Below are 26,344 nucleotides of genomic sequence, written 5' to 3' on the forward strand. Positions count from 1 at the left end.
CTTAACAAACGTCCAAACAGTCGAAAGCGCGATCGAACGCAGAAATCGAGGATGCTTGCAGCACAGTATTGCAAGAATTTGTTGTGCTGTGTCCGAACAGCTCGTTCATCGCTTCTGTAAACAGTTCAAATACATTTTGTGCTAATTCTAAAGCTGCTTGGCGTTCGGAATCAGTAAGTTCTATCTCTGCTAAAACTTGCAACATCTCCGGTGTGTTTAAAATGTGATGATTTTCCAAACCCACATAACCTCCTCCAAAATAAACATATTCTTTTTGGGTAATTTTATGTAATTCCATTACCACTTCTAGCGCCGCCTCAAAAAAAACTGTGGCGGTTCCTTCCAAGGCTTCCGCTAACACCAGTTTCTGAATGGGAGAGGCTTTCCAAGCATAGCGTTCGAGAACTGAACAGAGCGATCGAGTTTTTTTAGTTTCTTCACCCCAAAGCAGTCTGAAGTCGCCGTAACTCATTAATTGGTTAAAGCCCAATGTCTCTAGATGTTGCAGATATCCCTGCCAGTAGTAGTTCTCTTTGTAAGTATATTTGTTAATCAGTTCCTGAACCTTGTTATTGCTGGAAGATTCTCGGAGGACGTACTTATTTAAGTCGCTCAAGCCCATAGCCACAGGAGCGAGTACAGGTGCAAAAATTAGTCGTTGATTCGGGTGAATGTGTTTATTAGCTAGAAATTCAAATAACGGCAATTTGGCAAATTCTTGCTTTTTTTTTTCAATGAATGCTACCATCTCTTTCATAGCTTTTTTCCCTGAGTGGCTGCTCTCAAGATAATGTTGATACCTCCGTTAATTATCTATGTTTGTGAGCCTAAATAATTGTGTTTCGGATCATACATATTTGTATTTTAGATCGTAGCTAAGCGTGTTTGCCGTCACAATAAAATGTGATTTGCATCATATTGGGTAAATTATAATATCAGAACTTGCGCAAAACGTGGTTTGACGCGCGATAAGTAGTGGTAAGGTGCGGTGTGCAAACCTGCAAGATAAAGGTTCTGCATAAGTTCATATTGGTCGTCCGAAGAGAGGAACGAAGCAATCGCCAAGACTAAGATTGCTTCGTTCCTCTCTTCGGACACTTCTGTGTAAAATCACAATTTTCTATTCCCAGAATTGCCTTTGGGTGCATTGTGAGCTACTCTGTCTTTTGGATCGGTTAAGAAAACAATAGGAGTTAATCTTGGAACGGACTTTTTTAGCGATTAAGCCCGACGGCGTACAGCGCGGACTCGTCGGCGAAATTATCGGTCGTTTTGAAGCCAAGGGCTTTACCCTAGTTGGGATGAAGCTAATCACGGCGAGTCGCGAACTAGCCGAACAGCATTACGGCGTCCACAAAGAAAGACCGTTTTTTGCGGGACTGGTAGACTTCATCACTTCCGGGCCGATGGTGGCGATGGTGTGGGAAGGTGACGGCGTTGTGGCTTCGGCGAGAAAGATGATTGGCGCAACAAATCCTCTGAATTCTGAACCGGGAACAATTCGCGGCGATTTTGCTGTGAATGTCGGCCGCAATATCATTCACGGTTCTGATGCTGTGGAAACTGCGAACCAGGAAATTAGCCTCTGGTTCAAAGCTGAAGAATTGAGTGGTTGGACTCCTTGTTTGAGTCCTTGGATTGTGGAGTAGTTTTGATATTCTCCCGATTGTTAATCGGGAGATATTCTGAGTTTTAATCAAAACAAAGCCGGATTTATCTAAAAAATTTCTTGGACGCACCCAAATCTCAGAAACCGGGTTTCTTCGGATATCTCTCGTACTCAACCAAAAATTGTCACAGAAACCCGGTTTCTCGCCACTCAGCTAATCTGGTGAAACCGGGTTTCTTCCGATATTTCTCGTACTCAACCGAGATTTGTCGCAGAAACCCGGTTTCTCGCCACCTACAAAGTCTTGGTGCACAATAATCTGGTGAAACCGGGTTTCTTTCGATATTTCTCGCGATCGACCGAGATTTGTCGCAGAAACCCGGTTTCTCGCCACGCAGCGAGAGAGTTGCGATCGCCCGCGCCCCAAATCCCCTCGCTTACCCACAGATCCGCCGGGGGTTAGAAACCCCCGTCTCATAGCGTAAGTCCTCTCAAAGAGGACTGAAAAACACAATTTTCAACAACCATTGTCATATCTCCCCAGTCGGTTTTCAACCGACTTTTGCTCTCTCGACGGGGAATTGATTCCCCGGCGGACTTGGGGACAAACGACAGAATTGCGATCGCCCTTTTCCCCATTTCCCCAAAAAGGTCGATCGCACATCTGCAATAATTTACCACACTCGCCCGCGCCCTTTCATCCTCTCGCTTACCCACAGATCCGCCGGGGGTTAGAAACCCCCGTCTCATAGCAAAAGTCCTCTGAAAGAAAACTGAAAAACACAATTTTCAACAACCATTGCCATATCTCCCCAGTCGGTTTTTAACCGACTTGCGCTATGAGACGGGGATTTAAATCCCCGGCGGATTTCGGGACAAACGAGAGAATTGCGATCGCCCTTTTCCCCATTTCCCCAAAAAGGTCGATCGCACATCCGCGATAATTTACCACATTCGCCCGCGTCCAAAATCTTCTCGCTTACCCACAGATCCGCCGGGGGTTGAAAACCCCCGTCTCATAGCAAAAGTCCTCTGAAAGAAAACTGAAAAACACAATTTTCAACAATTATTGCCATATCTCCCCAGTCGGTTTTCAACCGACTTTCGCTATGAGACGGGGATTTAAATCCCCGGCGGACTTCGGGACAAACGAATCGCGTCGGTTGGACTTGCGGACAAACAGATCGCCCGAAAGAACCGCCGCCAAACAGATGAGTTCAATCTATAATAAATCTATTGCAATTTAATTCAGCCTTCTGCCTTCACCCTTCAACCTTCCCATAACTCCCCCATGAACTCAGATCGCCAACAAGCCTATCTCAACCTGATTAATCAACTGTTAACCTGTAAAAGCGACGAAGAAGCGGAGGTATTGAAAAGTCACCCGGATTTGCTGGATGGTGGCTTGGTGGCGGCAATGCTAGAAGAGGCAGATAATCTTAGGGAATTTGGCGAACTAGATAACGCTAATCGGTTGAAGAATTGGACGGGGATACTTCGTAAGGTGGATAGCGAATTTTTAGCGGTAATTGCACTGAAAGCGGAAGCAGATAGACTGAAGACTCAAGGGAATCAACAGTCTCAAATCAGTCAATATCGAGAAGCTTTACAGTCTTACGAACAGGCATTAACTATCTATCGGGAAATCGGCGATCGCCAAGGAGAAGCTAATTCCCTCCACAATTTTGGAAATGCTTACAATTCGCTAGGAGAGTACGATCGGGCGATCGACTTTCACTCACAGTCTTTAGTAATTAGACGGGAAATCGGCGATCGCAAAGCAGAAACTTATTCCCTCCTCGCTTTGGCCAATGCTTACAATTCCCTAGAGCAGTACGAGCGGGCGATCGACTGTCACGAAAAGTCTTTAGTGATTAAACGGGAAATCGGCGATCGCAAAGCAGAAACTTATTCCCTCCTCGGTTTGGCCAATGCTTACAGATCCCTAGGGCAGTCCCATCGGGTGATCGACTTTTACGAACAGTCTTTAGTGATTGTACGGGAAATCGGCGATCGCGTGCTAGAAGCTGCTTTCCTCTGCAATTTGGGTACCACTTACAATTTCCTAGACCAATACGATCAGGCGATCGACTGTCACGAACAGTCTTTAGTAATTTCACAAGAAATCGGCGATCGCGAACGAGAAGCTTCTGTTCTCTGCCATTTGGGCTTAGTTTACGATTTCCTAGAGCAATACAAGGAGGCGATCGACTTTTACGAACAGTCTTTAGTAATTTCACGGGAAATCGGCGATCGCAGTGGAGAAACTTTTCCCCTCAACAATTTGGGCATTGCTTACAGATCCCTAGGGCAGTACGATCGGGCGATCGACTTTTACGAACAGTCTTTATTAATTTCACGGGAAATCGGCGATCGCTGTGGAGAAACTTTTCCCCTCAACAATTTGGGCATTGCTTACAGATCCCTAGGGCAGTACGATCGGGCGATCGACTGTCACGAACAGTCTTTAGTAATTTCACGGGAAATCGGCAATCGCCAAGGAGAGTCGATATCTCTCAACAATTTAGGCGAAACTCTATTCAAAATAAACCAATTCCCAGAAGCCGAAGCAAAACTCCGTGATTCAATCCAAATTAGCGAAACTAGACGCTCTGAATTAGTCAAGGATGACCACAAAGTATCATTTTTTGAAACCCAAATATCTGCCTATCGCCTGCTGCAACAAGTCCTAGTCGCCCAAGCTAAATTTGACGAAGCCCTAGAAATATCTGAAATGTCCCGTACCCGCGCCTTCACAGAATTATTACAACAAAACCTCTTAACAACCGACTTAGCAAACAACGAAATCACAAATACATTATCAATCCCCAGAATCCAACAAATCGCCCAACAGAAAAACTCCACAATCGTTGAATATTCGATTGTTAAACCAGACATTTACATCTGGGTAATCCAACCAAACGGCAACATCACCCACCGCGCCGCCAACCTCGAACCCCTCAACCAACAAAACCAATCCCTCAAACAAATCATCCTCAAAGCCCGCGTCTCGATAGGTACAACTGAAACCGACGGCGAAGGCAACAAAATTCAGCTAGAGTCCGAGTACAAACGAGACGAAACAGGCCGCTTTCCCCTCTTGCAACTCCTCCATCAAATCCTCATCGAACCCATCGCCGACTTGCTGCCCGCCGATGTTAATTCCCCCATCATTTTCATCCCGCACTACGACTTATTTTTAGTTCCTTTCGCCGCCTTGCAATCGATCGACAACCGCTACCTCATCGAAGATTATACCATCCTCACCAGCCCCTCCATCCAAGTATTAGAACTCACCCGCGAACATCACAACCGAGTGCGAGGATTGAGAGAAGCCGCCCTGATTGTCGGCGATCCAACCATCCACCCAAATTACCAGAAACACCCCTACAAACTCCGACAAATACCCAGGGCAAAAGAAGCCGCTGAAGCCATCGCCGCCATTTTACGAACCCAAGCAATTAGCGGAGAAAATGCCGCCAAAGCCATCATTTTAGACCAAATGCTAAACACGCGCATCGTGCATTTATCCGCCCACGGACTCCTCGACGATTTCGGAGGTTCGGGAATTCCCGGCGCGATTATTTTAGCACCGTCAGGAGACACCGACGACGGCGCAATTCATGCAGCCGACATCCTGCAATTAAAACTCAATTCGGAACTCGTAGTATTGAGCGCCTGCAGCACCGGCCGCGGTAAAATCACCGGAGATGGAGTCATCGGATTGTCGCGCTGCTTGATCCTCGCCGGAGTACCGAGTATCATCGTATCGCTGTGGAATATGGGAGTAATTTCAGCCAAGTTACTGATGACTGAATTTTACCAAAATTTAGCGCGGGGCGAGAACAAAGCCGCCGCATTGAGGCGTGCTATGCTAACAACAAAAGAGCGATTTCCGAGTCCGATCGCCTGGGCTGCATTCACGTTAAGCGGCGAAACCGAAAGTTTATCGTTAGAGACTCAACAAGTAGATTTAAGGAGGCTAAAAATGTCGCTAGCCGATAATTATACACCGAGAGAGATTGTTGCAGGTTTAACTAAGTTATTGCAAATATCGGAACCGAAGCTATTTGTTAACGATCTACCTGCGCTTGACGTGCAGCCGACAGATAATGTGAATATTATAGCAGAAAAAATCAAAGCCTGGTGCGAAACTAGGGGGTCGATCGAAGAGAATTTAGAGAACGAAATCGAGCAAGCTGGTGCGGGCGGCACAGATGGCGATGCACCGGATGAAATCGTGAGCGAATTTATGGAAGTGCTGGGGGAGAATCTGATCCGACTTAATCTGTCGCAGCCATCTTCGCTGTCGGTTGAAACAGAGGATAATTCTGGGACGGAATCTGTTGATAATCCAACATAAATAAAGAAATTCTATCGCGCTTACCCACAGATCCGCCGGGGGTTTTTAACCCCCGTCTCATAGCGAAAGTCCTCTAAAAGAGGACTGAAAAACACAATTTTTAACAAACATTTCCATATCTCCCCAGTCGGTTTTCAACCGACTTTTGCTCTCTCGACGGGGATTTAAATCCCCGGCGGACTTCGGGACAAACGACAGAAATTCGAGATCCCTTTTTCCCAATTTCATCAAAAAGGTCGATCGCACATCTGCAATAATTTACCACACTCGCCCGCGCCCTTTCATCCTCTCGCTTACCCACAATACCGCCGGGGATTTAAATCCCCGGCGGGCTTGGGGACAAACGAAACGAATAGCCCGGAATAATTGCGGAAAAACCGATCGCCCATTCCCCCAATTTTCCACAAATGCGATCGCAAATCCGTCGTTGGGTGGGGGCGGGTTTATCTAGATTGTTTGTGAGAGTTAGATATGGTTGGTTAACCCGCCCCTACCGGCATTTGGTTTATTTAAGCGGATATAATATCACTATATCCCACAAAGTTTGATTATGAAGCCACCACCGCAAATTAGAAATACCAGCATCACCCTCTATCCTTTCCACCTGCGAAATGACGGAGACGAAGGCTATCAACAAACAGCCAAAAATGCCGAACATCTATGGCAAAATCTAGCCGATAATGTCGGCGAAAAATTCGATTTTCCAGAACTAAAATCCCTCCGAGACAATCTCATCTGCTACCAAGATGGAAAGTATCACGCCGCGGGCGAAGATGCCAACTTGAGCGAACAAAAATTGCTAAAGAATGGCAAAATTTTAAAATTTCAACCTCTTATTCAGCAATACAATCTCAAACTAAACGGCTCAATTGAGGCCAGACGAATTCACGACACATACACCGCAGACTTGACTTTTTATTATAAAGATGATGATACCATTTCAGTAGCAAGTTTAAACGAAATAAATCCCCAAGGTTGCCTGCTGCCGAATCAAATTCAAGCATCGTTGGGACAGACACTGTTACTGTATGCAGAGCCTGTTGGGTTGTATGATGATGGTTATCGCGCGCTGGCCGACAAATGCGTGGGGGCTTTTGTGGGAAATGGCATCGAACCGGAATTGAAGTTTACCGCCGCAGGGCAGTTATTTGGGAGTCCGATTTTTGAGTACGATAATCCTGCCAAACAGTGTCATATCTTAGTCTGGTTGAAACAGAGTCCCCAAACTTTGGATTTGGCAACATCAACGTTTAACTATTATTTGATGAATTTACTGTGTACTCGCAGTAAAGTCTTGTTTGTGTACAATCAAGCTAAGGAAAGCTATCGCCTGGGACAGCAAATAGCCAGCGAATTAGAAAAAAAGCTGCCCGAATTTACTCAAATAGAAGCCGAACAAAATCGAGAAATTAAACTCGCGAACTTAAAGAATTTGTTAGCTGAAATCAGAAGCCAAGTATTTGATTATGCTCAGCAATTGCGGCAGTTGCGAGAATGCAGCAATACTGTTGAGATTAATGCCGAAAATTATGCCGAAAGTTATGCTAAAATTAAAGGTTTGTCCATTGAAGGCGACAATCTGCTATTTTTGCAGAAGTTTCAAGATTTGTGCGATCGCAAATATCAAAGTCAAATTCAAAAATACTTAAACTACCTGATAGCGAATCAAGATTTGTTCCAGCAGGCAATCTCCACAATCCGCGGGATGGTGGAAATCGAACAAGCTGAATTGAGTCGGGAACAAGCAGAAAGAGAACACCAGCGCGATCGCGAACAAATACAACTATACCAGCAAAAGGAAGCAGAACAAAAAGAGCGGGATGACGATCGAATGATACTCGACAAGCAAAACGCAGAAAAAGAGAAAAAGCGATCTCGCCAGCTTGAGAATATCATATTTTTTGTCGGAACTGCGATCGGCGGCGGACAAATCTTTTCAGCCAGCTATCCTCTAATCAAGGATACACCGATTAAATGGCAACCCGATTTTTCCCGGCCGCTTCATCCCTTCACCGCGACGATTGTCTGGAGTTTGCTTTTCGGTTTAATATTCGGCTTGCTGATACTGGGTATCCTGCTGCTGGTAAGGAAAATATTCCCCAAGGGTTTGTAGTGAGGACTTTGGTCAAGAGTCAAAAACTGAGGACTAAAGTCCGATGCTGCGAACATACATTCATCAAAGAAAAAACCGGGTTTCTGACAAAAACCCGGCCCACCACGAACACAAGCAATATTAACACTGCTCATACCTCAATTCTTTAATAACTTCATCCCCATTTTCACCTTGTCCAAAATCGTCTTCTGCGAGACACAAGTAATCAGACAAAGCTTGCCGCAATTCAAAGTATCCCGGCGGACTTCCTGAGCTTTTTCGCCGTACCAAATCTCGCGGGCGCTGGCGTCTTTCACATTCCCAATTACCGGAAACTCATCGCACAATTTCACATCGCCGCGCGTATCAATCCAGTAATTGCGCAGTCCAACGCGACAAGGCCGAGTCGAATCAGGAGCTTTTTCTTCCTGGAAGTGAGGAACCATCAAGCGCAATACTTCATCGCTGTTCATAATTGGCGCGCCGTTTTTCTTCATTTCAATTAAGCGCTCAATTACCTGTGAAAATTCTTCCCTGTCTGATTCTTCAATCCACAATTCCGAATAGGTTTCTGGAGTCCAGCGGTTGACTGGTTGGAAGTTCACCGTCGTCGCTCCAATTCCTTTCGCCCAGGTGACAATATCCTCAAGGTGGCGGAAGTTGAGCCGGTTGATAGTCGGTTTGATGTTGATCGGAAACAAGACGTTTTGTTTTTCTTGTTCTTCGCGCAGATAACCGATTCCTTTGGAAAGTCTGTCAAACAATCCGGGTTGGCCGCGCAAATAATCGTGGAGTTCTGCGTTCGGCCCGTCAACGGACATATTCACATTAAAAGGACGCGCCGCGACAGTTTTCGCTGCATTTTCCCGCGTCATGCAATAGCCGTTTGTGGTGACACCGGCGTGGATGCCATTTTTATTCGCAAATGTCAGCAAGTCTAGAAAACCTTTTTTAATATAAGGTTCGCCGCCACTAAAGTTGATGGAAAATTCGCCCACAAATTCTTTGACGCTCAACAGGGCATTTTGCCATTCTTCGATCGTCATTTCGTCTTTATATTCTTTGAGCCGCCAATATTCGCACTGGCGGCATTTAACGTTGCAGTGCTCGTTAACAATGCCGTAAAAAGTAACTGGGCTTGTCATGTCTAGCCCTGTGTTGATCCGCAGCGATTCGGCTACTGCGCTCTTGGTGTGCTTGACGCCCAGTCTGGATAATGTTAAAGCATCCATGTCTTTTTTTCCTTACGTGTTGTTACTTAAGTCAATTTATCGAACCCTCTTTTGTACGTATGATTACGTATTGCTGATTGCGTACTCCTTTTGAGTACGTATGCACCATCCTAAGCGTTCCTTGTGGGTATGGCTAGATGCTTTTCAAATATTTATAATGTGAAGCCTTGTAACATATTAGTATTCCTAATAAATAGAGCAAGAATTTGTATTGAAACATGAATCATATTTAATATCTGGAAAAAGTATCAGCCTGAAATTGACTTAAATCAAGAGATTTTAACTTGTGCTTAAATTTAGTTAAATAACTTAATAATCTTTCTCAGTAAAACTACTTAAGTAAGCTGTATCAATAACTTAAAGTTATAATGAAATGAGCGGCCCGCAAAGCAGTTGACTTCACACAACCTTTACAATGTGAGGGAATTTAAGTATTTCAAGGGCAAAAAATGGCGATAAACATGGGACGATATTTGCACGTACTGAAATTGTTCTGGGGTGCGGCGATCGCAGCGGAGCTCGAATACCGGATCAACTTTGTCCTCGCGGCCCTCAGCAGCCTGGGAAACCTTGCTGGGAGCTGGTTTGGGCTGTCGCTGTTCTACCGTACCGGCTACAGCTTTTCTGGCTATTCGTGGGAAGACGCTCTTGTTGTACTCGGCATTTTTACGGTTTTGCAGGGGTTTTCGTCAACCTTTCTGGCGCCCAACCTCAGCCGTATTGTCGATCGAGTCCAGCAAGGTACTCTCGATTTCGTACTCCTCAAACCCATCAGTTCGCAATTCTGGCTGTCTGCAAACACAGTTTCCCCTTGGGGAATCCCAGATTTAATCTTCGGTGCGCTATTGCTGCTGTATGCTGCTAACAAGTTGGGAGTACAAATCGGCAACTATTTTTTAGCAGCAATCCCGCTGTTATTCGGAACTATTACTCTTTACAGTATCTGGTTTATGTTAGGTGCAACTAGCATTTGGTTTGTCAAGATTTACAACGTTACCGAAGTGCTCAGAGGATTGTTAGAAGCGGGTAGATTTCCCATGGCAGCTTATCCCGCAGCTTATCGATTTTTCTTCACCTTTGTAGTTCCCGTTGCCTTCTTGACAACTGTGCCGGCAGAAGCCATGCTGGGCAGAGGTGAAATTGTTTGGATCGCCGGGGCGGGAATTTTGGCGATCGGGCTGTTATTTTTCTCCCGCTATTTCTGGCAATTTGCACTCCGCTTTTACACCAGCGCTTCCAGTTAAGTAAGTACGCACACATCATCGCGTGGGGAGATGGCGCCTGTGCGAAACGGTTAACTCGCTTTTACAATAGATCCTTGCCTTACCAGTCCCTACAAGTCTGTACAAAATATTTCTTCCTATCTAGTTATCTAGTAAAAAACCATGTAAAATATCAAAATATAGCAGTTTTCAATTCTATGAAATACAGCTTTAGACACGGCAGTGCCGTGTCCGGGGCCCGAGAACTCTACTAAAAACCGCTATATCCTTGAAATCTAAACTCTCAATAAACCACGCAAACGAGGGCTAACGAATGAAAAGAAAAAAGCTGGGCAACAGTAATTTTAATATCAGCGCGATCGGTCTGGGAGGTATGCCGATGTCGTTAAGCGGCCGGCCGCCAGAATCGCAAGCAATTGCGGTAATTCACCGCGCCCTCGATTTGGGCGTCACCCTCATTGACACCGCAGATTCCTACTGCCAAGATGAATCCGACAAACACCACAACGAGCACCTGATTGCCAAAGCTTTACAACAGTACACGGGAGATATTCGGGCGGTGACTGTCGCCACGAAAGGGGGTTTAATGCGCCCTCAAGGTGCGTGGACGCGCAACGGCAATCCCCACCATTTGCGTCAGGCAATTCGCGAAAGTTTTGAAGCTTTGGGAGGCAATCAGCCGATCGACCTTTGGCAATATCACTCGCCCGATCCCGCCTATAAAATCGAAGCAGCCCTAGCACCCGCAAAAGAAGCAGTAGAAGCCGGAATGATTCGATTTATTGGAGTTTCAAACTTTTCTGTAGAACAGATAAAACGCGCCCGGGATACAGTAGAAATTGTCTCGGTGCAGAATCAGTACAATCCGTGGCACAGACAGCCGGAATCCGACGGCGTACTGGAATATTGCGAAGCCGAAAAACTGACATTTTTCCCCTGGAGTCCTTTGGGGGGAAGCCGCCGCGCCACCAGCTTGCAAGATATGCCCGCGATCGCCTCCTTAGCACAAGAAAAAAATGTTTCAGTTTACTGTATAGTATTAGCTTGGTTGATGGCCAAATCGCCCTGTGTCGTTCCGATTCCCGGCGCGAGCAAAGTATCGAGCATTGAGGACTCCGTGCGGGCGATCGAAGTTAAATTGACTGATGAGGAATTGCAACAAATTGCAGCAAGTTAAATAAGTAAGCTGTTGGGCATTTAAATTGCATATTTGGGGCAGGCTAGAATCCCCCCCACAAGATTTATATTAATTCTTGACATAGAATTTAAATGCAGAACAGCTTATAAGGCAAGATATTTAATTAGTAAAGTGGCCACTTTTTGAGGAATTGAATTTTATGGAAGTTAATCAAGTGAATGCCGATCGAGACGTAGCAATTGAACATCAAAACGTACCTGTAGCCCATGAAGGACTGCACAACTTTTTATACAGTTCCGACTCAGAACACAGCGCAGCCACTGCTATTTCTGAATTAGAAAATGACGGCACGCAAGTAATGTCGATCGCTACGTGGCTGCAGATAGCAACTAACGCCAAAGTCGCCGGGGTTTACGCTGTCACGGACACTTCCGGCAACACCCAGTATGTTGGTTATTCGCGAAATATCCTGCTTTCAATCAACGGTCACATCGCCGAAAACGGCGCGGAAAATTGTGCTTTTGTGCGCGTGCAAACTTTCAAATTCCCGAAGCGGGAAGAAATGGAAAGTTTGCGGGATGCTTGGATAGCAGAACTCGGCAGCATTCCGCCTGGAAACGATGCACAGAGCGAGATGTGGGCGAGTACGGTGGGTCGAGCAGCGCGATCGGCAATGTCGGCCGCAGAGCAACAAGCTTATGAGGAAAAGAAGTTGAAGTTGCGGAAAGCAATGGCAGATTCTACTCTTACCAAAGAGTTGGAAACAGCGGCTAAAAGTGACGGTGAACGACACCAGCATCGGGAAGCTGTTGTTAATAATGATGATTGGAGCGCGGTGATTCAATCGCAAACTCAGGAAACAAAGTCCGGCGAATAAAATTCGGTGCTAGATAAAGTTTCGTTTGTTGTAAAGCGAACTGCAATAGTCGTTGAGTGGGGGCGGGTTTATATAGATTGTCTGTGGGAATCTTCGATTGTTGGTGAGGGGAGCCCCTACGGAATTTGGTAATACAAGAATACATCGAAAACACCCTGATTGGTAGGGGCGGGTTCGCCGAATTTTTTATCATCAAATCGCAAAATTCAAAAACCCGCCCCCACCCATCCCAGATACCGATAAACTTGTTCCGCAATCAGAATTTATTGGTTGGGCGGGGGCGGGTTTTTGTAGATTGTTGGTGCGAATTAAAGATGGTTGGCTCACGGGCCCCTACGGAATTAATGACTAACTTTGCGTTCAGTAACCAAAGTCAAACTTACCCATTCACCCTTATCATTGTAACTGCGAATCATCCGAAATCGCAAGTCAGGTTCTACCAACCAACCGGCCTCAAAAAATATAGGTTTTCTGAATTCAACTTTCACCGGACAAGTGCAAGAACCGCCATCGGGAAGCAGCAAAACTTGCACGGGCGTTGCACCTTCATTAAAATTAATAACTGAACCGTCAATGCTGCCGCTAGAACTGATAACATTAGCATTGCTGCCAAAAGTAATTTTCTGCACTATGCGATCGCCCTTTTCCAAATGCAATTGCAGTTTAGTAGAATAGCGATCGGGTGAACGCCAGTCTGGATACATTGTCACGGCCTCCCCCTCCCATTCTCCCAGCAAATCGCCAACCGTTAAAGGCGGACGTTCGGGCACATTTTTGTCAAGCTGCTTTTCCCGAATTAAGGTAAGTTTGGATAAATTACCGTCGGTATTGTAGAGCTGAACGAAGCGCAACCGGCGATAATTGTAGATAAAACCAAACTCGGCACCGCATTCAGAATAAGGCGCTAGTTGAATACTTCCCTGAGAAAAATCTCCCTTCTCAAAAAATAAGATATCTCGTCCCAAACTCTGATATTCTCGAACAAGTTCGCTGACTTGGGGTTCGCCGACACCGCTAGGATTTGGGGAAAACCGACGGAGTTTCAACCGCACAGTTTTGTTGTCATTGAAACCTTCGAGAGAAATAATGCTAGGAGTATCTTGAAGTACCTCTCCTCGCGTTGATAGCTGAGTGAAGGAACCGTGCCATTCTCCTAAGTTTTGCAAAAAGTTTTCCCACTGCGCTACCATATTCTTACCTTTGGATATATGTCTAAAAATAGAATTATAACTCTACTGACGGATTTTGGATTGAGCGATGTTTATGTAGGAGTGATGAAAGGTGCGATCGCCCAAATCGACCCGCAGTTAAAAGTGATTGACATTACGCACCAAATACCCTCTCAAAATATTGCGGCGGCGAGGTTTTGTTTGATGACTGCTTTTGCTTATTTTCCGCCGGAAACGGTACACGTTGCGGTTGTCGATCCGGGTGTGGGTAGCAAGAGACGCGGGGTTGCGATTAAATGTGCTAATTGCTTGCTTGTCGGGCCGGATAACGGGCTGTTTAGCGGGGTGTTGAGTCGCGAAAGTGCGTTAGCGAAGCCCTCGAAGAGGATCGCCGCTGTCGAGCTCACTAATTCGCAATATTGGCGCACATCTGAACCGAGTACCACTTTTCACGGTCGCGATATTTTCGCAGCAGCGGGCGCTCATTTGGCGATCGGGGTGCCGCTGTTCGAGTTGGGAAGGGCGATCGACCCTGCGAGTTTAGTGCAGCTAGAGATACCAAATTGCGCCGTTACAGCCACAGGTGCGGTAGGTTGCGTTCAATATGTCGATCGCTTCGGCAATCTAATTACCAATATCCCCAATAATTGCATTATAGGTAACAATTGGTCATTGACAATTAGCAATAGTTCTGATGCAATTCGCATCCCCAGCGGTAAAACCTACAGCGACAGCAAGCCAGGGGATTTAATTGCCATAACTGGTTCTGACGGTTGGGTAGAAATTGCCGTTAATGGCGGCAGCGCTCAATCAGTATTAAAATTGGAATGCGGAGCGATCGTGCAATTGCTTTTTGAAACTAACAATTAAATAGGACTTACGCATGGGTGCTCAGAAACCTGGTTTTTTACGAAAAAACTTTGTTGTAACCAGCAGATTCGGTGAAAAACCCGGTTATGAAGGCGGAGTGCGTAAGTCATAGTTTTTTTCTATCAATTACTTTTTCGGCAAAATCCACAATAGTTTGGCGATATTCGGGATTGTTAAAAAAAGCATCTCCATTATTGTGCCTAGCATTAGGAACTAGCAAAATTTTTTTAGATTCAGGAGAACTAGCATATAACTTTTTGCTCATAGTAGCAGGAACAAAAGGATCGGCAATCCCGTGAACAAACAAAATCGGCATTCGCAGTGATTTAACCTTAGCAAGAGAATCAAACCTTTGCGTCAGCAACAACCGCACCGGAAAAAATCGCATATAAGCATTATTTTCCACCATATCCACCATAGAAGTAAACGAATTGTGGACAATCAAGCCAGCAGCTTCTGGATGCCTTATTGCTAACTCAATAGCAACAGCACCTCCCATTGAATGACCATAAAATAAAATTTGGCTAGGCAACAATTGCCGCTGCTTAACTAAATAATTATAAGCAATTTCAGCATCTTCATATACTTGTGATTCCTGCGGGAAACTGCCTTGACTGCGGCCGTAACCCCGGTAATCAATCAGCAATACAGAAAAACCCAATTGCCGAAAGCGGTAAGATTGATTGATATTTGCACCGATGTTCAAACCCCTGCCGTGCAGGTACAATAAAGTTCCTAATGATTGTCGATTTGCGGCGGGCAGCCACCAACCGTGAAGTTTTTCAATTTGGCGCGATCGACCCTTAACTGGCAACCAAACTTCTTGGTAAGGGATGTTAAAAGCATCCGGTGTTTTGGCGATTGTAGGTCTTGGCTGAAAGATCAAACGAGTTTGCAGAAAAAACAAGAGTATACAGGAAGCAATGTAGGCGATCGCCCAAAGTTTCCCTAAACACAATAGCCCTCTCAAAAAAGTTTTTTTTGTCTTGTTTAGCTTGCTCATTTTTGGCAGGGCTAATTCTTAACTGCAAGTATTAAAAACCCGGTTTATTAAAGAAACCGGGTTTCTCATCTTTATCCAGCTACCACGAAATTAACCAACTTTCCAGGCACCACAATTACCTTTTTAATCTCCTTACCTTCCAGGTGACGCTTGGCTAATTCCGACTCGCGAGCAAAGTTTTCCAAAGCAGCTTTATCAGCACCAGAAGGCACTTGAATAGTGCCGCGAGTCTTGCCCATAACTTGAATTACCAGCGTAATTTCATCGGTAATTAAGGCAGATGGATCGGCAACAGGCCAAGTTTGCAAGTGCACAGATTCGCTGTTACCAATCATGTGCCACAATTCATCAGCAATGTGCGGTGCAAAAGGCGCTAACAGCAAAATTAAAGTGTTAATTCCCTCTGCATAAACAGGCGAATCCTTACATTTAGCATCAGCCAGCGCATTGTTCAATTTCATCATTTCAGAAACAGCAGTATTGAACTGATACTCGCCCTCCAAATCTTCTCGCACTTCCTTAATTGCAGTGTGAATCGCCCGCCGCAAATCTTTCTCAGCCTTGCTCAACACGTCTTTCTCCCCCCCTTGGCAAGGGGGGGCTGGGGGGGGTGCAGCAAACTCTGTCACCAGGCGCCAAACGCGATTTAAAAAGCGAAATTGCCCTTCCACATCAGCGTCCTCCCACTCCAAATCCTTCTCGGGCGGCGCTTTGAATAAAATAAACATCCGCGCCGTATCTACCCCATATTTGCCCATAACTTCCAAGGGGTCAACACCGTTGTATTTTGATTTGGACATCTTCTCGTAGAAGACTTGCAAAGCTTCGCCAGTTTGAGGATCTTTGGGATTTGCGGGGTCTATATTTGCTGGGGGAACGTATTTGCCAGTAACAGGATTTTTGTAGGCCATTGCTTGCACCATACCTTGAGTTAACAGGCGTTTAAATGGTTCGTCACAATCGATCAAACCCCGATCGCGCAAAACCTTAGTAAAGAACCGCGAATACAGTAAGTGCAGGATTGCGTGTTCGATGCCGCCGACATATTGGTCTACGGGCATCCAATCGTTGGTTTTCGCCGTATCGAAGACTTTCTCCTCATTCCTCGCATCGGGATAGCGCAAGAAATACCACGAAGAATCGATAAAAGTATCCATCGTATCTGTTTCTCGTTTCGCCGGAGTGCCGCAACTCGGACAAGCAACGTTTACCCATTCTTCCATCTTTGCCAAGGGCGAACCTTTGCCAGTAAATTCTACATTTTCCGGCAACAATACGGGCAAATCCGATTGCGGGACGGGGACAGTTCCGCAGGTGGGACAGTGAATTACCGGAATCGGAGCGCCCCAATAACGCTGTCGGGAAATGAGCCAATCTCTCAAGCGATATTGCACTCGCGCTTTGCCGCAACCTGCATCTTCGGCAAATTTAATGATTGCGGCTTTGCCTTTAATTGAATCCATGCCGTTGAAGCTTTCGGAATTAATCATAATTCCGGGTTCGGTGTAAGCTTCGGTCAGCGGAACTTCATCATCATCCACAATTACTATTTTAATTGGCAGTTGATATTGATTGGCAAATTTGAAATCTCGCGTGTCGTGGGCGGGTACTCCCATCACTGCACCGGTGCCGTATTCGTACAGCACGTAATCGGCAATCCAAATGGGAATTTCTTCGCCGTTGAAAGGATTGATTGCTTTGCCGCCTGTGGGAATGCCGCGCTTGGGTTTGTCTTCGGCTGTGCGATCGATCTCGCTTTGGGCGGCGACTTCTTTGATGAAGGTTTCTACGGCGGCTTTTCTGTCTTCCGTTGTCACGCGCACAGTTAGTGGATGTTCCGGCGCTAAAACAATGTAACTGACGCCGTAAACTGTATCGGGACGTGTGGTGAAAACGGCGATTTTTTCATCCATTCCGACAATCGGAAATTCTAAGTAAGCGCCGACTGATTTGCCGATCCAGTTGGCTTGCATTAATTTGACTCTTTCTGGCCAATCTGGCAATTTGTCTAAGTCGTTTAATAACTGTTCGGCGTAATCGGTAATTTTGAGGAACCACTGCCGCAATAATTTGCGCTCGACTTTCGCACCGGAACGCCAGGAACGACCTTCGTTGTCTACTTGTTCGTTTGCTAAGACTGTTTGGTCGATGGGGTCCCAATTAACTGCGGCTTCTTTTTGATAAGCTAATCCTGCTTCTAAAAATTGCAAGAAAATCCATTGAGTCCACCGATAATAATCGGGAGAACAAGTTGTAACTTCTTTTGTCCAATCAAAGGAGATGCCGAGACTGCGAAATAAGCCTTTCATTTGGGCAATATTTTCATAGGTCCATTTTGCCGGGGGAATTCCGCGCTCGATGGCGGCATTTTCTGCGGGCAAACCAAAAGCGTCCCACCCCATCGGATTGAGTACGCGATAGCCTTGCATCCTCTTGAGTCTGGCAATTACATCGATGATTGTGTAGTTGCGGACGTGGCCCATGTGCAGGTTTCCCGACGGGTAGGGGAACATGGATAAGGCATAAAATTTAGGCTTTTGGGTATCTTCTGGCATTTGGTCTAAGTTTTGCTCAGCCCATGTCTGCTGCCATTTTTCTTCTATGGATTGGGGGTTGTATCTGGAGTCCACAGCAATTGCTCCGTGCAGAGTTTAGTAAGGTTGGCTTCAGTATTTTTGCACATTCATGGGGCCGCGATTAGGATTCTTTTGCACCCCCAAGGATTTTGGCTCTAATATCTGTATTATATATTGTAGTATATGGAATTTGCGATCGGGGGGCGAAACGATAATGTCATTGCGCTACGGGAGAGCAATCGCAGGGACTTAAAATTCTCACCCATAGCTCAATACGCTTGGGTTAAAAAGGTAAACCAAATCTCCCCATTCGCCGTTAAAAGAATCAGACTTACCCGCGGGTGGTCATCACCTTGGTTTTTACGAGAATAGTTCGTTACAGTCGGCAAAACCCCAAAAAACCTGGTTTCTTTGGTTTTGATGCGTGGTCATCACCTTGGTTTTTACGAGAATACTTGGTTACAGTCGGCAAAACCCCAAAAAACCCGGTTTCTTTGGTCAGAAATGTGTAATTCCTAAAAGTATAAATAACTGCAATTCCCCGAAACCCGATTTATTTTATAAATCGGGTATCTTAGCATTTATTCGGGATTAAATGCTATCAGGATCGATGTTCAATTCGCGCAGCTTGGCGGCTAAAAGTTGAGACCTTTGAGCTGCTTGTTGAGCCTTGAGAGCTTCTTGTTCCGCACGCTGAAATTCTTGTTCTGCACGCTGAAATTCTTGTTCTGCACGCTGAAATTCTTGTTCTGCGCGCCGTCGCTCTAATAGCCGCTCTGCATTTATTTCGGAATAGGAAAGAAACCTTTCTCCATCAGGGCGATAGATTTCCAAACCTTCTTCTGGCAACTCAAATCGCACTCCCAGTCTAGGACTTATCCATCCCTCCATCGGTTCAATTGGTTCTAAGATTCCTTCAATTCTTTGCCAACCTTCTAACTGATTTCTTTCGGGATCGTAAAGGTAATACTCCTCGACTCCATAACGATAGTAAAATAAAAGTTTCTTGTTCATTTTTGTGTTACTATCGTTGTGGGAGCGAATCTCAAAGACGACTTGGGGAGCAATATTATCTTCGCGAGATTGTATGTAGGAACGTCGCTCGCCTTTTGGTCTGCCAAATATCACCATCGTATCCGGTGCTTGAGAAATATCTGGTCTACCTTCAACCGGATACCAAAGTAAATCGGCGGCTATAAACACGTTGGGGTCATCTTCAAACAGCGATTCGCAACCTTCTTTGATTGTGACAATTAATTTGTATTGTATTGTGCTGTCTGCCATTGGTTGACCGTCGCTGGACGGATAAATAATTTCTTCGGTTGTGACTTGCATAGTGGTTGTCTCCGAAAAGTATCTCAGCTTAATTATACTATTGTTTGAAGCCGCTCCCCGCGCCGGACACGGCAGTGCTCTTTCCCTAGTGATAGAATATTCAAAATAGCGAGCAGCGGCGCTTTAAAGCTTCTTGCAAAAGAGTTTTGTAGAGTTTTTCCTTAACAGTATATGCTCCGAATCTTTCCAAGTGCGGATTGTTCATTTGAGCGTCGAACAGTAGATAAGATCGATCGCGCAATCTCTCCACCAACTTCACCATCGCCACCTTAGAACCCTCGGGAATTCGGTAAAACATCGATTCCCCAATAAACGCACCGCCTATAGACAATCCCAAAATACCGCCCGCCAATTCGCCGCCGCACCAAGTCTCGAAGCTGTAAGCCCAACCAGCCTCATACAAACCCCAGTAAATCTGCTTGAGCTCCCCCGAAATCCAAGTCGTTTCTCGATCGGCACAACCCTCAACTACCGCCCCAAAATCGCGGTTTACAGCCACCGAAAACCGATTTTGATTCAAGGCCCGGCGGAGCGATCGCGGATAGGTAAATCTCTCATCTAAGGGTATCAGCGCCCGCTGGCGGCTCGAATACCACCCCAAACTCTCCTCGCCGTCATTTGCCATCAAGAAGTAGCCTTGCGCGTATCCCTGTATAATTGACGGTATATCATATTGCATATATTTATCAGTTGTCATTTGTCCGCTAACTTTTCATTCGTCAACATTAGCAATTAGGAATAATCATGTCTGAAACCATAGAACCTATTACCTTACCGCCCGCCCAAAACCCCGAGCAAGAAAGCCAATGGCTCCAAGAAACACTCCTCGCATGGCTAGACTCCGAGTTTATCCCAGAAGCAGCCAACCAGCAAATAGCTAAAAGAGCCGCCCAAATCTACCTCCGCCAGCGCATGGAAGGCGAAAACGACGTGGGCAGCCTCGTAATTGCGATCGTCACCGAAATGCAGGCCTATGATTTTTCTAAAAGCTTTTACGGCGAATTTGCGATCGCCAATGCCGTCAGCGACTTATTACTCGAAAGTCTCGGCATCGATAAATGCTGCGGTCAATGAAGCAAGAAGGTTCGGCAACGGATTTTTTAACGGATGTAACGGATGTCAGTCAGAAAGAAGAAGCTAGAAGGAAGAAACAAGAAGGAATAAGCAAGAAGGAAGTTTGATATGAAGTCTGAAACAAAAATAAACCCAAATATAATCTGGCCGATTATTCATAAGTTTTTCTTCATTCCTTCTTCTTTCTTCCCTCTCTCGCGACGATAACTAAACCCTTCTTTCTTCTATCCGTTTGCATCCGTTAAAAAATCCGTTGCCGAACTTCTTCCTTTTTGTTACCAGCTAGACTTCACCACACCGGGCAAAAGACCTTCGTGAGCCATTTCTCGCATCATGTTCCGAGACAGTCCGAAATCGCGGTAGTAACCTCTGGGGCGACCAGTTGCCCAGCAGCGGTTGCGCAAGCGAGTCCGCGAACTGCCGCGGGGTAGCTGTTGCAGTTGGCGGTGAATCGCCATTTTGTCCATCTGATTTGTAGCTTGGTCAAACTGGTCTTTCAGGTCTTCGCGCTTGTCGGCGTACTTGTCTACGAGTCTCTGGCGCTTTTTCTCGCGCTCGACCATGCTCTTTTTAGCCATAATCTCTTGATATCCTTAGATAAATCACAATCTACTATTTTACTATATTTTGGTCATTTGCGATCGCTTTTATTTTAATTACTTTTTTTGTTAACAAGATTTTTGGCAACAGGCAAGATGCCATTGGTGTCAACAATCGCTTGAAAAATTTTGTATTTCTCGTTCACAGCCGAGTCTATATCCCCCTAAATCCCCCGAACCAAGGGCGACTTTGATTTATTTCTGGTTCCCCCCTTGGTTCGGGGGAGTAGGGGGCAAGAATCCGGGGGGATCTAAGCCCTAATTGTGGAACAGGCCGGAAAGCCTGTTCCTGACATTGGTGGAAAACCTAACTATTAGCAGAAGGGCACAAATCTGCAAGTTCGCAAATATTGCAAGCCGGATTTCTCGCATTACAAACCGCCCTGCCGTGATAAACCAAACGAATCGACCAATTTTCCCAATCCGGCTGCGGCAACAATAGCATCAAATCCCGCTCGATCCGAATCGGATCGACGTGTTCAGTCAATCCCAACCGCTGACTCAAACGCTTGACGTGAGTGTCTACCGTCACGCCCATGTGAATGCCAAAAGCGTGGGCGAGGACGACATTAGCCGTTTTGCGGGCAACTCCGGGCAATTCTAGCAGCAGTTCCATCCGCTGCGGTACTTGATTGTTGAATTTATTGACGATCGCCAAACAAGCAGCTTTAATATTTTTAGACTTATTCCGGTAAAAACCAGTCGATCGCACCAGACGCTCCAATTCATCCAAATCAGCATTTGCCAAAGCCTCCGCATCCGGGAAACGATCGAACAAAGCCGGCGTTACCAGATTTACGCGATCGTCCGTACACTGAGCCGCCAGAATCGTCGCCACCATCAACTGCACCGGAGTTTCATAGTTTAGAGTGCAAGGAGCTTCTGGATACAGGCGTTTGAGGCGAATCAGAATTTCGAGCGATCGTTGTTTCAAACTTAACTTTTTAGTCATTAGTCATTGGTCATTAGTCATTAGTCATTAGTCATTGGTCATTAGTCATTGGTCATTAGTCATTGGTCATTAGTCATGAGTCATCGCTCGGACTGGATATTATATCATGTCCGGTCGATTACCATAACAAAAATGGATCGCGCGTGTCCACGAAATTCCGCTCTCATGCTGCGGACTGAAGTCCGCACTACGAACCTTACTTATTGCGGTCAATCGATCGAACTTGATATTAGTCATTTACAACAGATTGGGGTCAATTCCCATGTCTCGGAGCCGAGCTTCTAAAGCTTGCGATCGCGATCGTTCTTGCTCCAGCAAAACTTCCGCCTGTTCGGCTCTTTGCCGTTCTTGTTCGGCTCTTTGCCGTTCTTGTTCGGCTCTTTGCTGTTCTTGTTCGGCTCTTTGCCGTTCTTGTTCTGCTCTTGATTCTGCTTGTTCTCGAAGTTGAGCGAGCTCCACAAAACTCACAAACGGTGTTCCATCAGGCCTGAATATTTGCAGTTCAGTTTCTGATAGTTGAAACCGCACTCCCATTCTTGGACTTACCCAGCCGTTCACTTGTTCGATTGGTTCTAATCGTTGCTCTCGGCGCTCCCATATAGTTAAATCCACATTTGCTGGATCGTACAGATAATATTCTTCTACGCCGTACTGTTCGTAAAATCTCAGTTTTTGCAGCATCGGAGTCAGGCGATTTCCCGGCGACCAAATTTCAAACGCGACTTGCGGCACAATGTTCTCTTCGTTCCACTGCTGGTAGGAGCCTCGATAACCTTTCGGTCTTCCGAAGACTACCATCACATCTGGCGCTTGAGAAATTTTGTTATTTCCTTCTACTGGATACCACAGTAAGTTTCCCGCTACAAAAACATCAGCCATGCTCGCAAATAACAGTTCTAAATTTTCTTTGATCCACACGATCAATCTAAACTGTTCTGTATTGTCTGACATTGGTTCGCCGTTATCATCAGGGTAGATAATCTTTGATTTGTCGGGAGATTGCAGTTGTGTAACCATTGCTGTTTCCCCAAATTTACTGGTTAATTTATATTACTCAGCAGTCATCAGTGGTGCAATGACTAATGGCTGCTGACTAATCACTAATGACTGCTGACAACTAACAACTGTCAACTGCCAACTGTCACAGGTCAACTGTCAACTGCTTTCCTGACTACTGCTGCCGAAGATTTCGCATCAAATCAAAGCCAGCCAAATTAGCAGTATCGCGAACAATCAAGAAAATTCCCAAGCCCAGCAACAGCATCAAACCAGTCTGCATCACATTTTCCTGAATGCGGTTCGGCAGAGGCTTGCCCCGCAGTCCTTCTATTAACAGAAAAGCTAGCTGACCGCCGTCCAAAGCAGGCAAAGGCAAGATATTAATTACAGCTAAATTGATGCTAATTAACACCGCAAACTGAAACAAATTCGCAGCATCCGATCGCGCAATCCCTGCACCGATGGCTACAATTGCCACAGGCCCGGACAACTGTTTTGCGGTTTGACCGAAATTACTAAATAACTGCCCAAAACCTTGAAACGTCAGCACCACAATCCGCTCAAATTCTGTCGCGGCCTTGCTAAACGCCTCTACAATTCCCGCCCGCTGCCGCACGACAGTACCGTTAGAAGTTAGTTGCACGCCAATGCGGCCTTTACCGTCGGGCGACAGTTCGGGAGTTACTGTTACCACAAATTTTTGTTCTTGGCGCTGAATTTCCAATGCCAGGGGTTGGTTGGGACGATCTTGGATTGCTGCGACTAGAGATTTGATTGCTTCGCCCGAAGCGCCCAATTCCTTGCCGTCAACGGACAGAACAACGTCGCCCGATCGAATTCCCGCTTGTTTGGCCGCCGAACTGACTTCTGCCGCGACTTCCGGGACTTTAACTCCCGGTAGGTAGTTCATGGATGGCGCGCCGACAGTGCCTAATTGCACCACCAGCAGGAAATAAGCAAAAATTAAGTTGGCAATTACCCCTGCACTAATGACGATCGCCCGATCGAGCACGGGGCGATTTCGCAGCAAATTCGGGTCATTTGGGGGAATTGTGCTGTCGGGATCGTCGTCCGGGAAACCCACGAAACCGCCCAGGGGAAAGGCGCGGAGGGCATATTCAGTTTCCGGGCCTTGGTACTTCCACAGGATGGGACCGAAACCGATGGAGAAGCGGTTGACGTGAATGTGTTGAAGTCTCGCCGCCAGGAAGTGGCCGAGTTCGTGAACGACAATCAAGATACCTAAAACTGCGATCGCTGCCAAAACTGACATGAATGATTCCACTAACACTTTTACTTGACTTTGATTTATTTTAATATCTTTTTAAGATTGGCGGCTTGCGATCGGCAATTTTCAGTCAAACTGGAAGATGGTGTTTGTTGTAGCAAGTCCGGGCGCGGAGCTCGACCGGACACGGCCAAACCGATCGCGCGATCGTACCTGAGTTTACCTCTGTTACCAATTCCCGATTTACCAATTCCCCATTTACCAATTCCCCATTACCAATTCCCGATTATGAAAGACACTTCTTTGAATATTATCGCTATTTCTATCTTCGCTATCACCGTTTCGATAATATTGGGGCCCCTATTCAACATACCAGAAGCCGTACCTGCGATCGCCACATTTTGCCTCTTGGGGCTAGCCACCCTCGACAGTTTCCAGTGGCAAGGTCAAGGCGGTACAATATTAGTAGATTTGCTGGGAGGAAGTTCTAAGCAAAAGCGCGATCGCATCCTCCACCACGAAGCCGGGCACTTCCTAGTCGCCCACCTGTTAGGAATTCCCGTAACCAGCTACGCCCTCAACGCTCTTGAAGCATTCAAACAAGGCCAAACAGCCCAAGGCGGCGTCCGATTTGAAGACGAACAACTAGCATCTCAACTCCAAAACGGCACACTTTCCGCCCAACTTCTAGACCAATACTGCACCGTGTGGATGGCCGGAATAGTCGCCGAAAAATTTGTTTACGGCAGCGCACGAGGAGGCGCCGAAGACCGCACAAAAATCAGCGCTATTTTAACACAACTGCGCCGTCCCAGTTCCGAAATTCAACTCAAACAAAACTGGGGTTCGCTGCGAGCCAAAAACCTGATCGAAAGCCATCAATCAGCTTACGAAGCCCTAGTTGCAGCAATGGAAAAAAGAGCAACCGTCGCTGAATGCTGCGACATTATCCAGCAAAATTTGTAGAAAAAAGATTACCCACTCTTGCCTTCCTCAACCCAGCTTCTTGGTATATCCCTAGCTAAAAAAGCGGTAATAGACGAGCAATTGCATAAGTCTTTGATTGACACAAAAACCGCAGATATAAGGCCGAGGCAAGCGACGATGCAACGCAGAGAATTTTAGGATAGGAAAGCTAATTTTGCAATCTTGTCTAATGTACTCTTCTGCGGTACACCCTACATAATTAGGTTCGGCGTAAATTCTGTAAAACCAATATTTTTCGTAGAAACTGGATTGAAGAGCGTAAATTATATCAGGATTAAAAAATCATGTCAGAAGCCAAACTTTTCGCAACAAAACTGCAAACAGCGAACCCAAATCAAGAAAAATTGCTGTGGCTGTTCGGTTTCCGCATCGACCCCGAAACCGAAGTACCGAATCTATATACTCTCATTGTCTATGGAGAACAAGAGCCGCCGTTAGTAGCCGGCGGTCAACTTGTATTTTTTACCCGTCCAGAACTAGCGATTAACGCTCTCCAATTGTGCGAGATCGATGTCAGCGAACTGGAAAAGCCGCCAACACAAATAGACGCTATTTGCGACATTGCAGAAACGCTGTACTTGCTCGATGCAGAAGATGATATTGACGAATCAGGGATTATACTTAACTGTTTGAACGCGCTGTTAAATTTAGTTAAAGTCACATTAACACCAATGCCCACAGAGTACAAGCGCGTGCTTTATGCTTTTGCAGACCACCTGAATATTGACGAAGAGTTTGCCAGTTTTTTAGCTGAAGAAGACATCCAGCGTTCGGAGATTGTCAATGCTATTTTGTGGTGTGTGGGAGCAATTACGGCCAAATCTAGATTGCTGACATAGCAATTTGAGATTTTAGATTTGGGATTTGGGATTTGGGATTTAAAGTAGTCCGAGACTATACCAAAGAAACCGGGTTTTTCACTTTTGTTAAAGGCTCAAACAATATTTATGTAGGGGCGGGTTTTACAAAGAATCTGTGCCTAAAACCAATAATCTCTTAAAGCCGCCCCCACCCGATC

Annotated in this window: 23 protein-coding genes; 11 read left to right on the forward strand and 12 right to left on the reverse strand. The window is 45.9% G+C overall.

Annotation, left to right across the window (positions count from 1 at the left end; genetic code table 11):
• Position 1 precedes the first annotated feature (1 nt).
• Positions 2–757 (reverse strand): hypothetical protein, encoded by a 756-nt coding sequence (locus tag QUB63_RS12540; RefSeq protein ID WP_332945490.1) that lies wholly within the window; start codon positions 755–757, stop codon positions 2–4.
• Positions 758–1,199: 442 nt separating this feature from the next.
• Here QUB63_RS12540 and ndk point away from each other — a divergent pair, with 442 nt between their 5' ends.
• The gene (gene ndk, locus QUB63_RS12545; protein WP_332945491.1) at positions 1,200–1,649 is read left to right on the forward strand and encodes a nucleoside-diphosphate kinase; all 450 of its coding nucleotides are present in this window, start codon (positions 1,200–1,202) and stop codon (positions 1,647–1,649) included.
• Between the two features lie 174 nt (positions 1,650–1,823).
• Here the strand turns inward: ndk and QUB63_RS12550 are convergent, their stop codons facing one another.
• On the reverse strand, positions 1,824–2,054 hold the full coding sequence (locus QUB63_RS12550; protein WP_332945492.1) for a hypothetical protein: 231 nt from the start codon (positions 2,052–2,054) through the stop codon (positions 1,824–1,826).
• Positions 2,055–2,900: 846 nt separating this feature from the next.
• On the opposite strand from QUB63_RS12550, the gene QUB63_RS12555 reads away from it, so the two are divergent.
• Both QUB63_RS12555 and QUB63_RS12560 read left to right on the forward strand, forming a co-directional pair.
• Positions 2,901–5,972 carry a CHAT domain-containing protein gene (locus tag QUB63_RS12555; protein ID WP_332945493.1) on the forward strand — a complete coding sequence of 1,024 codons (3,072 nt, stop codon included), beginning with the start codon at positions 2,901–2,903 and terminating at the stop codon, positions 5,970–5,972.
• A gap of 550 nt (positions 5,973–6,522) precedes the next feature.
• Positions 6,523–8,085 carry a hypothetical protein gene (locus QUB63_RS12560; RefSeq protein ID WP_332945494.1) on the forward strand — a complete coding sequence of 521 codons (1,563 nt, stop codon included), beginning with the start codon at positions 6,523–6,525 and terminating at the stop codon, positions 8,083–8,085.
• A 137-nt stretch (positions 8,086–8,222) separates the two neighbouring features.
• Here QUB63_RS12560 and QUB63_RS12565 read toward each other — a convergent pair whose 3' ends face one another.
• Complete coding sequence (locus QUB63_RS12565) at positions 8,223–9,296, reverse strand: radical SAM protein (protein WP_332945495.1); 1,074 nt, start codon at positions 9,294–9,296, stop codon at positions 8,223–8,225.
• Between the two features lie 449 nt (positions 9,297–9,745).
• Here QUB63_RS12565 and QUB63_RS12570 point away from each other — a divergent pair, with 449 nt between their 5' ends.
• The 3 genes from QUB63_RS12570 to QUB63_RS12580 all read left to right on the forward strand — a co-directional run bounded on the left by QUB63_RS12570 (position 9,746) and on the right by QUB63_RS12580 (position 12,534).
• Positions 9,746–10,540 (forward strand): ABC transporter permease, encoded by a 795-nt coding sequence (locus QUB63_RS12570; protein WP_332945496.1) that lies wholly within the window; start codon positions 9,746–9,748, stop codon positions 10,538–10,540.
• Between the two features lie 292 nt (positions 10,541–10,832).
• Complete coding sequence (locus tag QUB63_RS12575; RefSeq protein WP_332945498.1) at positions 10,833–11,696, forward strand: aldo/keto reductase; 864 nt, start codon at positions 10,833–10,835, stop codon at positions 11,694–11,696.
• A 160-nt stretch (positions 11,697–11,856) separates the two neighbouring features.
• On the forward strand, positions 11,857–12,534 hold the full coding sequence (locus QUB63_RS12580; RefSeq protein WP_332945499.1) for a GIY-YIG nuclease family protein: 678 nt from the start codon (positions 11,857–11,859) through the stop codon (positions 12,532–12,534).
• A gap of 341 nt (positions 12,535–12,875) precedes the next feature.
• On the opposite strand, the gene QUB63_RS12585 is transcribed toward QUB63_RS12580, so the two are convergent.
• Complete coding sequence (locus tag QUB63_RS12585) at positions 12,876–13,724, reverse strand: DUF3598 family protein (RefSeq protein ID WP_332945501.1); 849 nt, start codon at positions 13,722–13,724, stop codon at positions 12,876–12,878.
• A gap of 18 nt (positions 13,725–13,742) precedes the next feature.
• On the opposite strand from QUB63_RS12585, the gene QUB63_RS12590 reads away from it, so the two are divergent.
• Positions 13,743–14,573, forward strand: a complete 831-nt coding sequence (locus QUB63_RS12590) for an SAM hydrolase/SAM-dependent halogenase family protein (RefSeq protein ID WP_332945502.1) — start codon at positions 13,743–13,745, stop codon at positions 14,571–14,573.
• A 106-nt stretch (positions 14,574–14,679) separates the two neighbouring features.
• On the opposite strand, the gene QUB63_RS12595 is transcribed toward QUB63_RS12590, so the two are convergent.
• From QUB63_RS12595 to aat, 4 genes are all read right to left on the reverse strand, one after another.
• Positions 14,680–15,576 carry an alpha/beta hydrolase gene (locus QUB63_RS12595; protein ID WP_332945503.1) on the reverse strand — a complete coding sequence of 299 codons (897 nt, stop codon included), beginning with the start codon at positions 15,574–15,576 and terminating at the stop codon, positions 14,680–14,682.
• Between the two features lie 71 nt (positions 15,577–15,647).
• Positions 15,648–18,206: a leucine--tRNA ligase gene (leuS, locus tag QUB63_RS12600; RefSeq protein WP_332945504.1), complete on the reverse strand. Its 2,559-nt coding sequence runs from the start codon at positions 18,204–18,206 to the stop codon at positions 15,648–15,650.
• Positions 18,207–18,743: 537 nt separating this feature from the next.
• The gene (locus QUB63_RS12605; RefSeq protein WP_332945505.1) at positions 18,744–19,487 is read right to left on the reverse strand and encodes a Uma2 family endonuclease; all 744 of its coding nucleotides are present in this window, start codon (positions 19,485–19,487) and stop codon (positions 18,744–18,746) included.
• A gap of 100 nt (positions 19,488–19,587) precedes the next feature.
• Positions 19,588–20,166 (reverse strand): leucyl/phenylalanyl-tRNA--protein transferase, encoded by a 579-nt coding sequence (gene aat, locus QUB63_RS12610; RefSeq protein ID WP_332945622.1) that lies wholly within the window; start codon positions 20,164–20,166, stop codon positions 19,588–19,590.
• 65 nt (positions 20,167–20,231) lie between these two features.
• Between aat and QUB63_RS12615 the strand changes: the two genes are divergently transcribed.
• Both QUB63_RS12615 and QUB63_RS12620 read left to right on the forward strand, forming a co-directional pair.
• Complete coding sequence (locus tag QUB63_RS12615) at positions 20,232–20,561, forward strand: hypothetical protein (protein ID WP_332945506.1); 330 nt, start codon at positions 20,232–20,234, stop codon at positions 20,559–20,561.
• A complete protein-coding gene (locus QUB63_RS12620) occupies positions 20,546–20,668 on the forward strand; it encodes a hypothetical protein (RefSeq protein ID WP_332945507.1) in 123 nt (40 codons plus the stop codon). The genes QUB63_RS12615 and QUB63_RS12620 overlap by 16 nt, the downstream gene beginning before the upstream one ends.
• Before the next feature lie 168 nt (positions 20,669–20,836).
• On the opposite strand, the gene rpsN is transcribed toward QUB63_RS12620, so the two are convergent.
• From rpsN to rseP, 4 genes are all read right to left on the reverse strand, one after another.
• A complete protein-coding gene (rpsN, locus tag QUB63_RS12625) occupies positions 20,837–21,139 on the reverse strand; it encodes a 30S ribosomal protein S14 (protein ID WP_332945509.1) in 303 nt (100 codons plus the stop codon).
• 328 nt (positions 21,140–21,467) lie between these two features.
• The gene (gene nth, locus QUB63_RS12630; protein ID WP_332945510.1) at positions 21,468–22,112 is read right to left on the reverse strand and encodes an endonuclease III; all 645 of its coding nucleotides are present in this window, start codon (positions 22,110–22,112) and stop codon (positions 21,468–21,470) included.
• Between the two features lie 237 nt (positions 22,113–22,349).
• Positions 22,350–23,129 carry a Uma2 family endonuclease gene (locus QUB63_RS12635; protein ID WP_332945511.1) on the reverse strand — a complete coding sequence of 260 codons (780 nt, stop codon included), beginning with the start codon at positions 23,127–23,129 and terminating at the stop codon, positions 22,350–22,352.
• Between the two features lie 154 nt (positions 23,130–23,283).
• A complete protein-coding gene (gene rseP / locus QUB63_RS12640) occupies positions 23,284–24,384 on the reverse strand; it encodes an RIP metalloprotease RseP (protein ID WP_332945512.1) in 1,101 nt (366 codons plus the stop codon).
• A 243-nt stretch (positions 24,385–24,627) separates the two neighbouring features.
• On the opposite strand from rseP, the gene QUB63_RS12645 reads away from it, so the two are divergent.
• Both QUB63_RS12645 and QUB63_RS12650 read left to right on the forward strand, forming a co-directional pair.
• Positions 24,628–25,305 (forward strand): ATP-dependent Zn protease, encoded by a 678-nt coding sequence (locus QUB63_RS12645; protein WP_332945623.1) that lies wholly within the window; start codon positions 24,628–24,630, stop codon positions 25,303–25,305.
• Between the two features lie 305 nt (positions 25,306–25,610).
• Positions 25,611–26,165, forward strand: coding sequence for a hypothetical protein (locus QUB63_RS12650; RefSeq protein ID WP_332945513.1), 555 nt, complete (start codon positions 25,611–25,613; stop codon positions 26,163–26,165).
• Positions 26,166–26,344 lie beyond the last annotated feature (179 nt).

Source organism: Microcoleus sp. ARI1-B5 (assembly GCF_036705795.1).
Lineage (GTDB): Bacteria > Cyanobacteriota > Cyanobacteriia > Cyanobacteriales > Microcoleaceae > Microcoleus.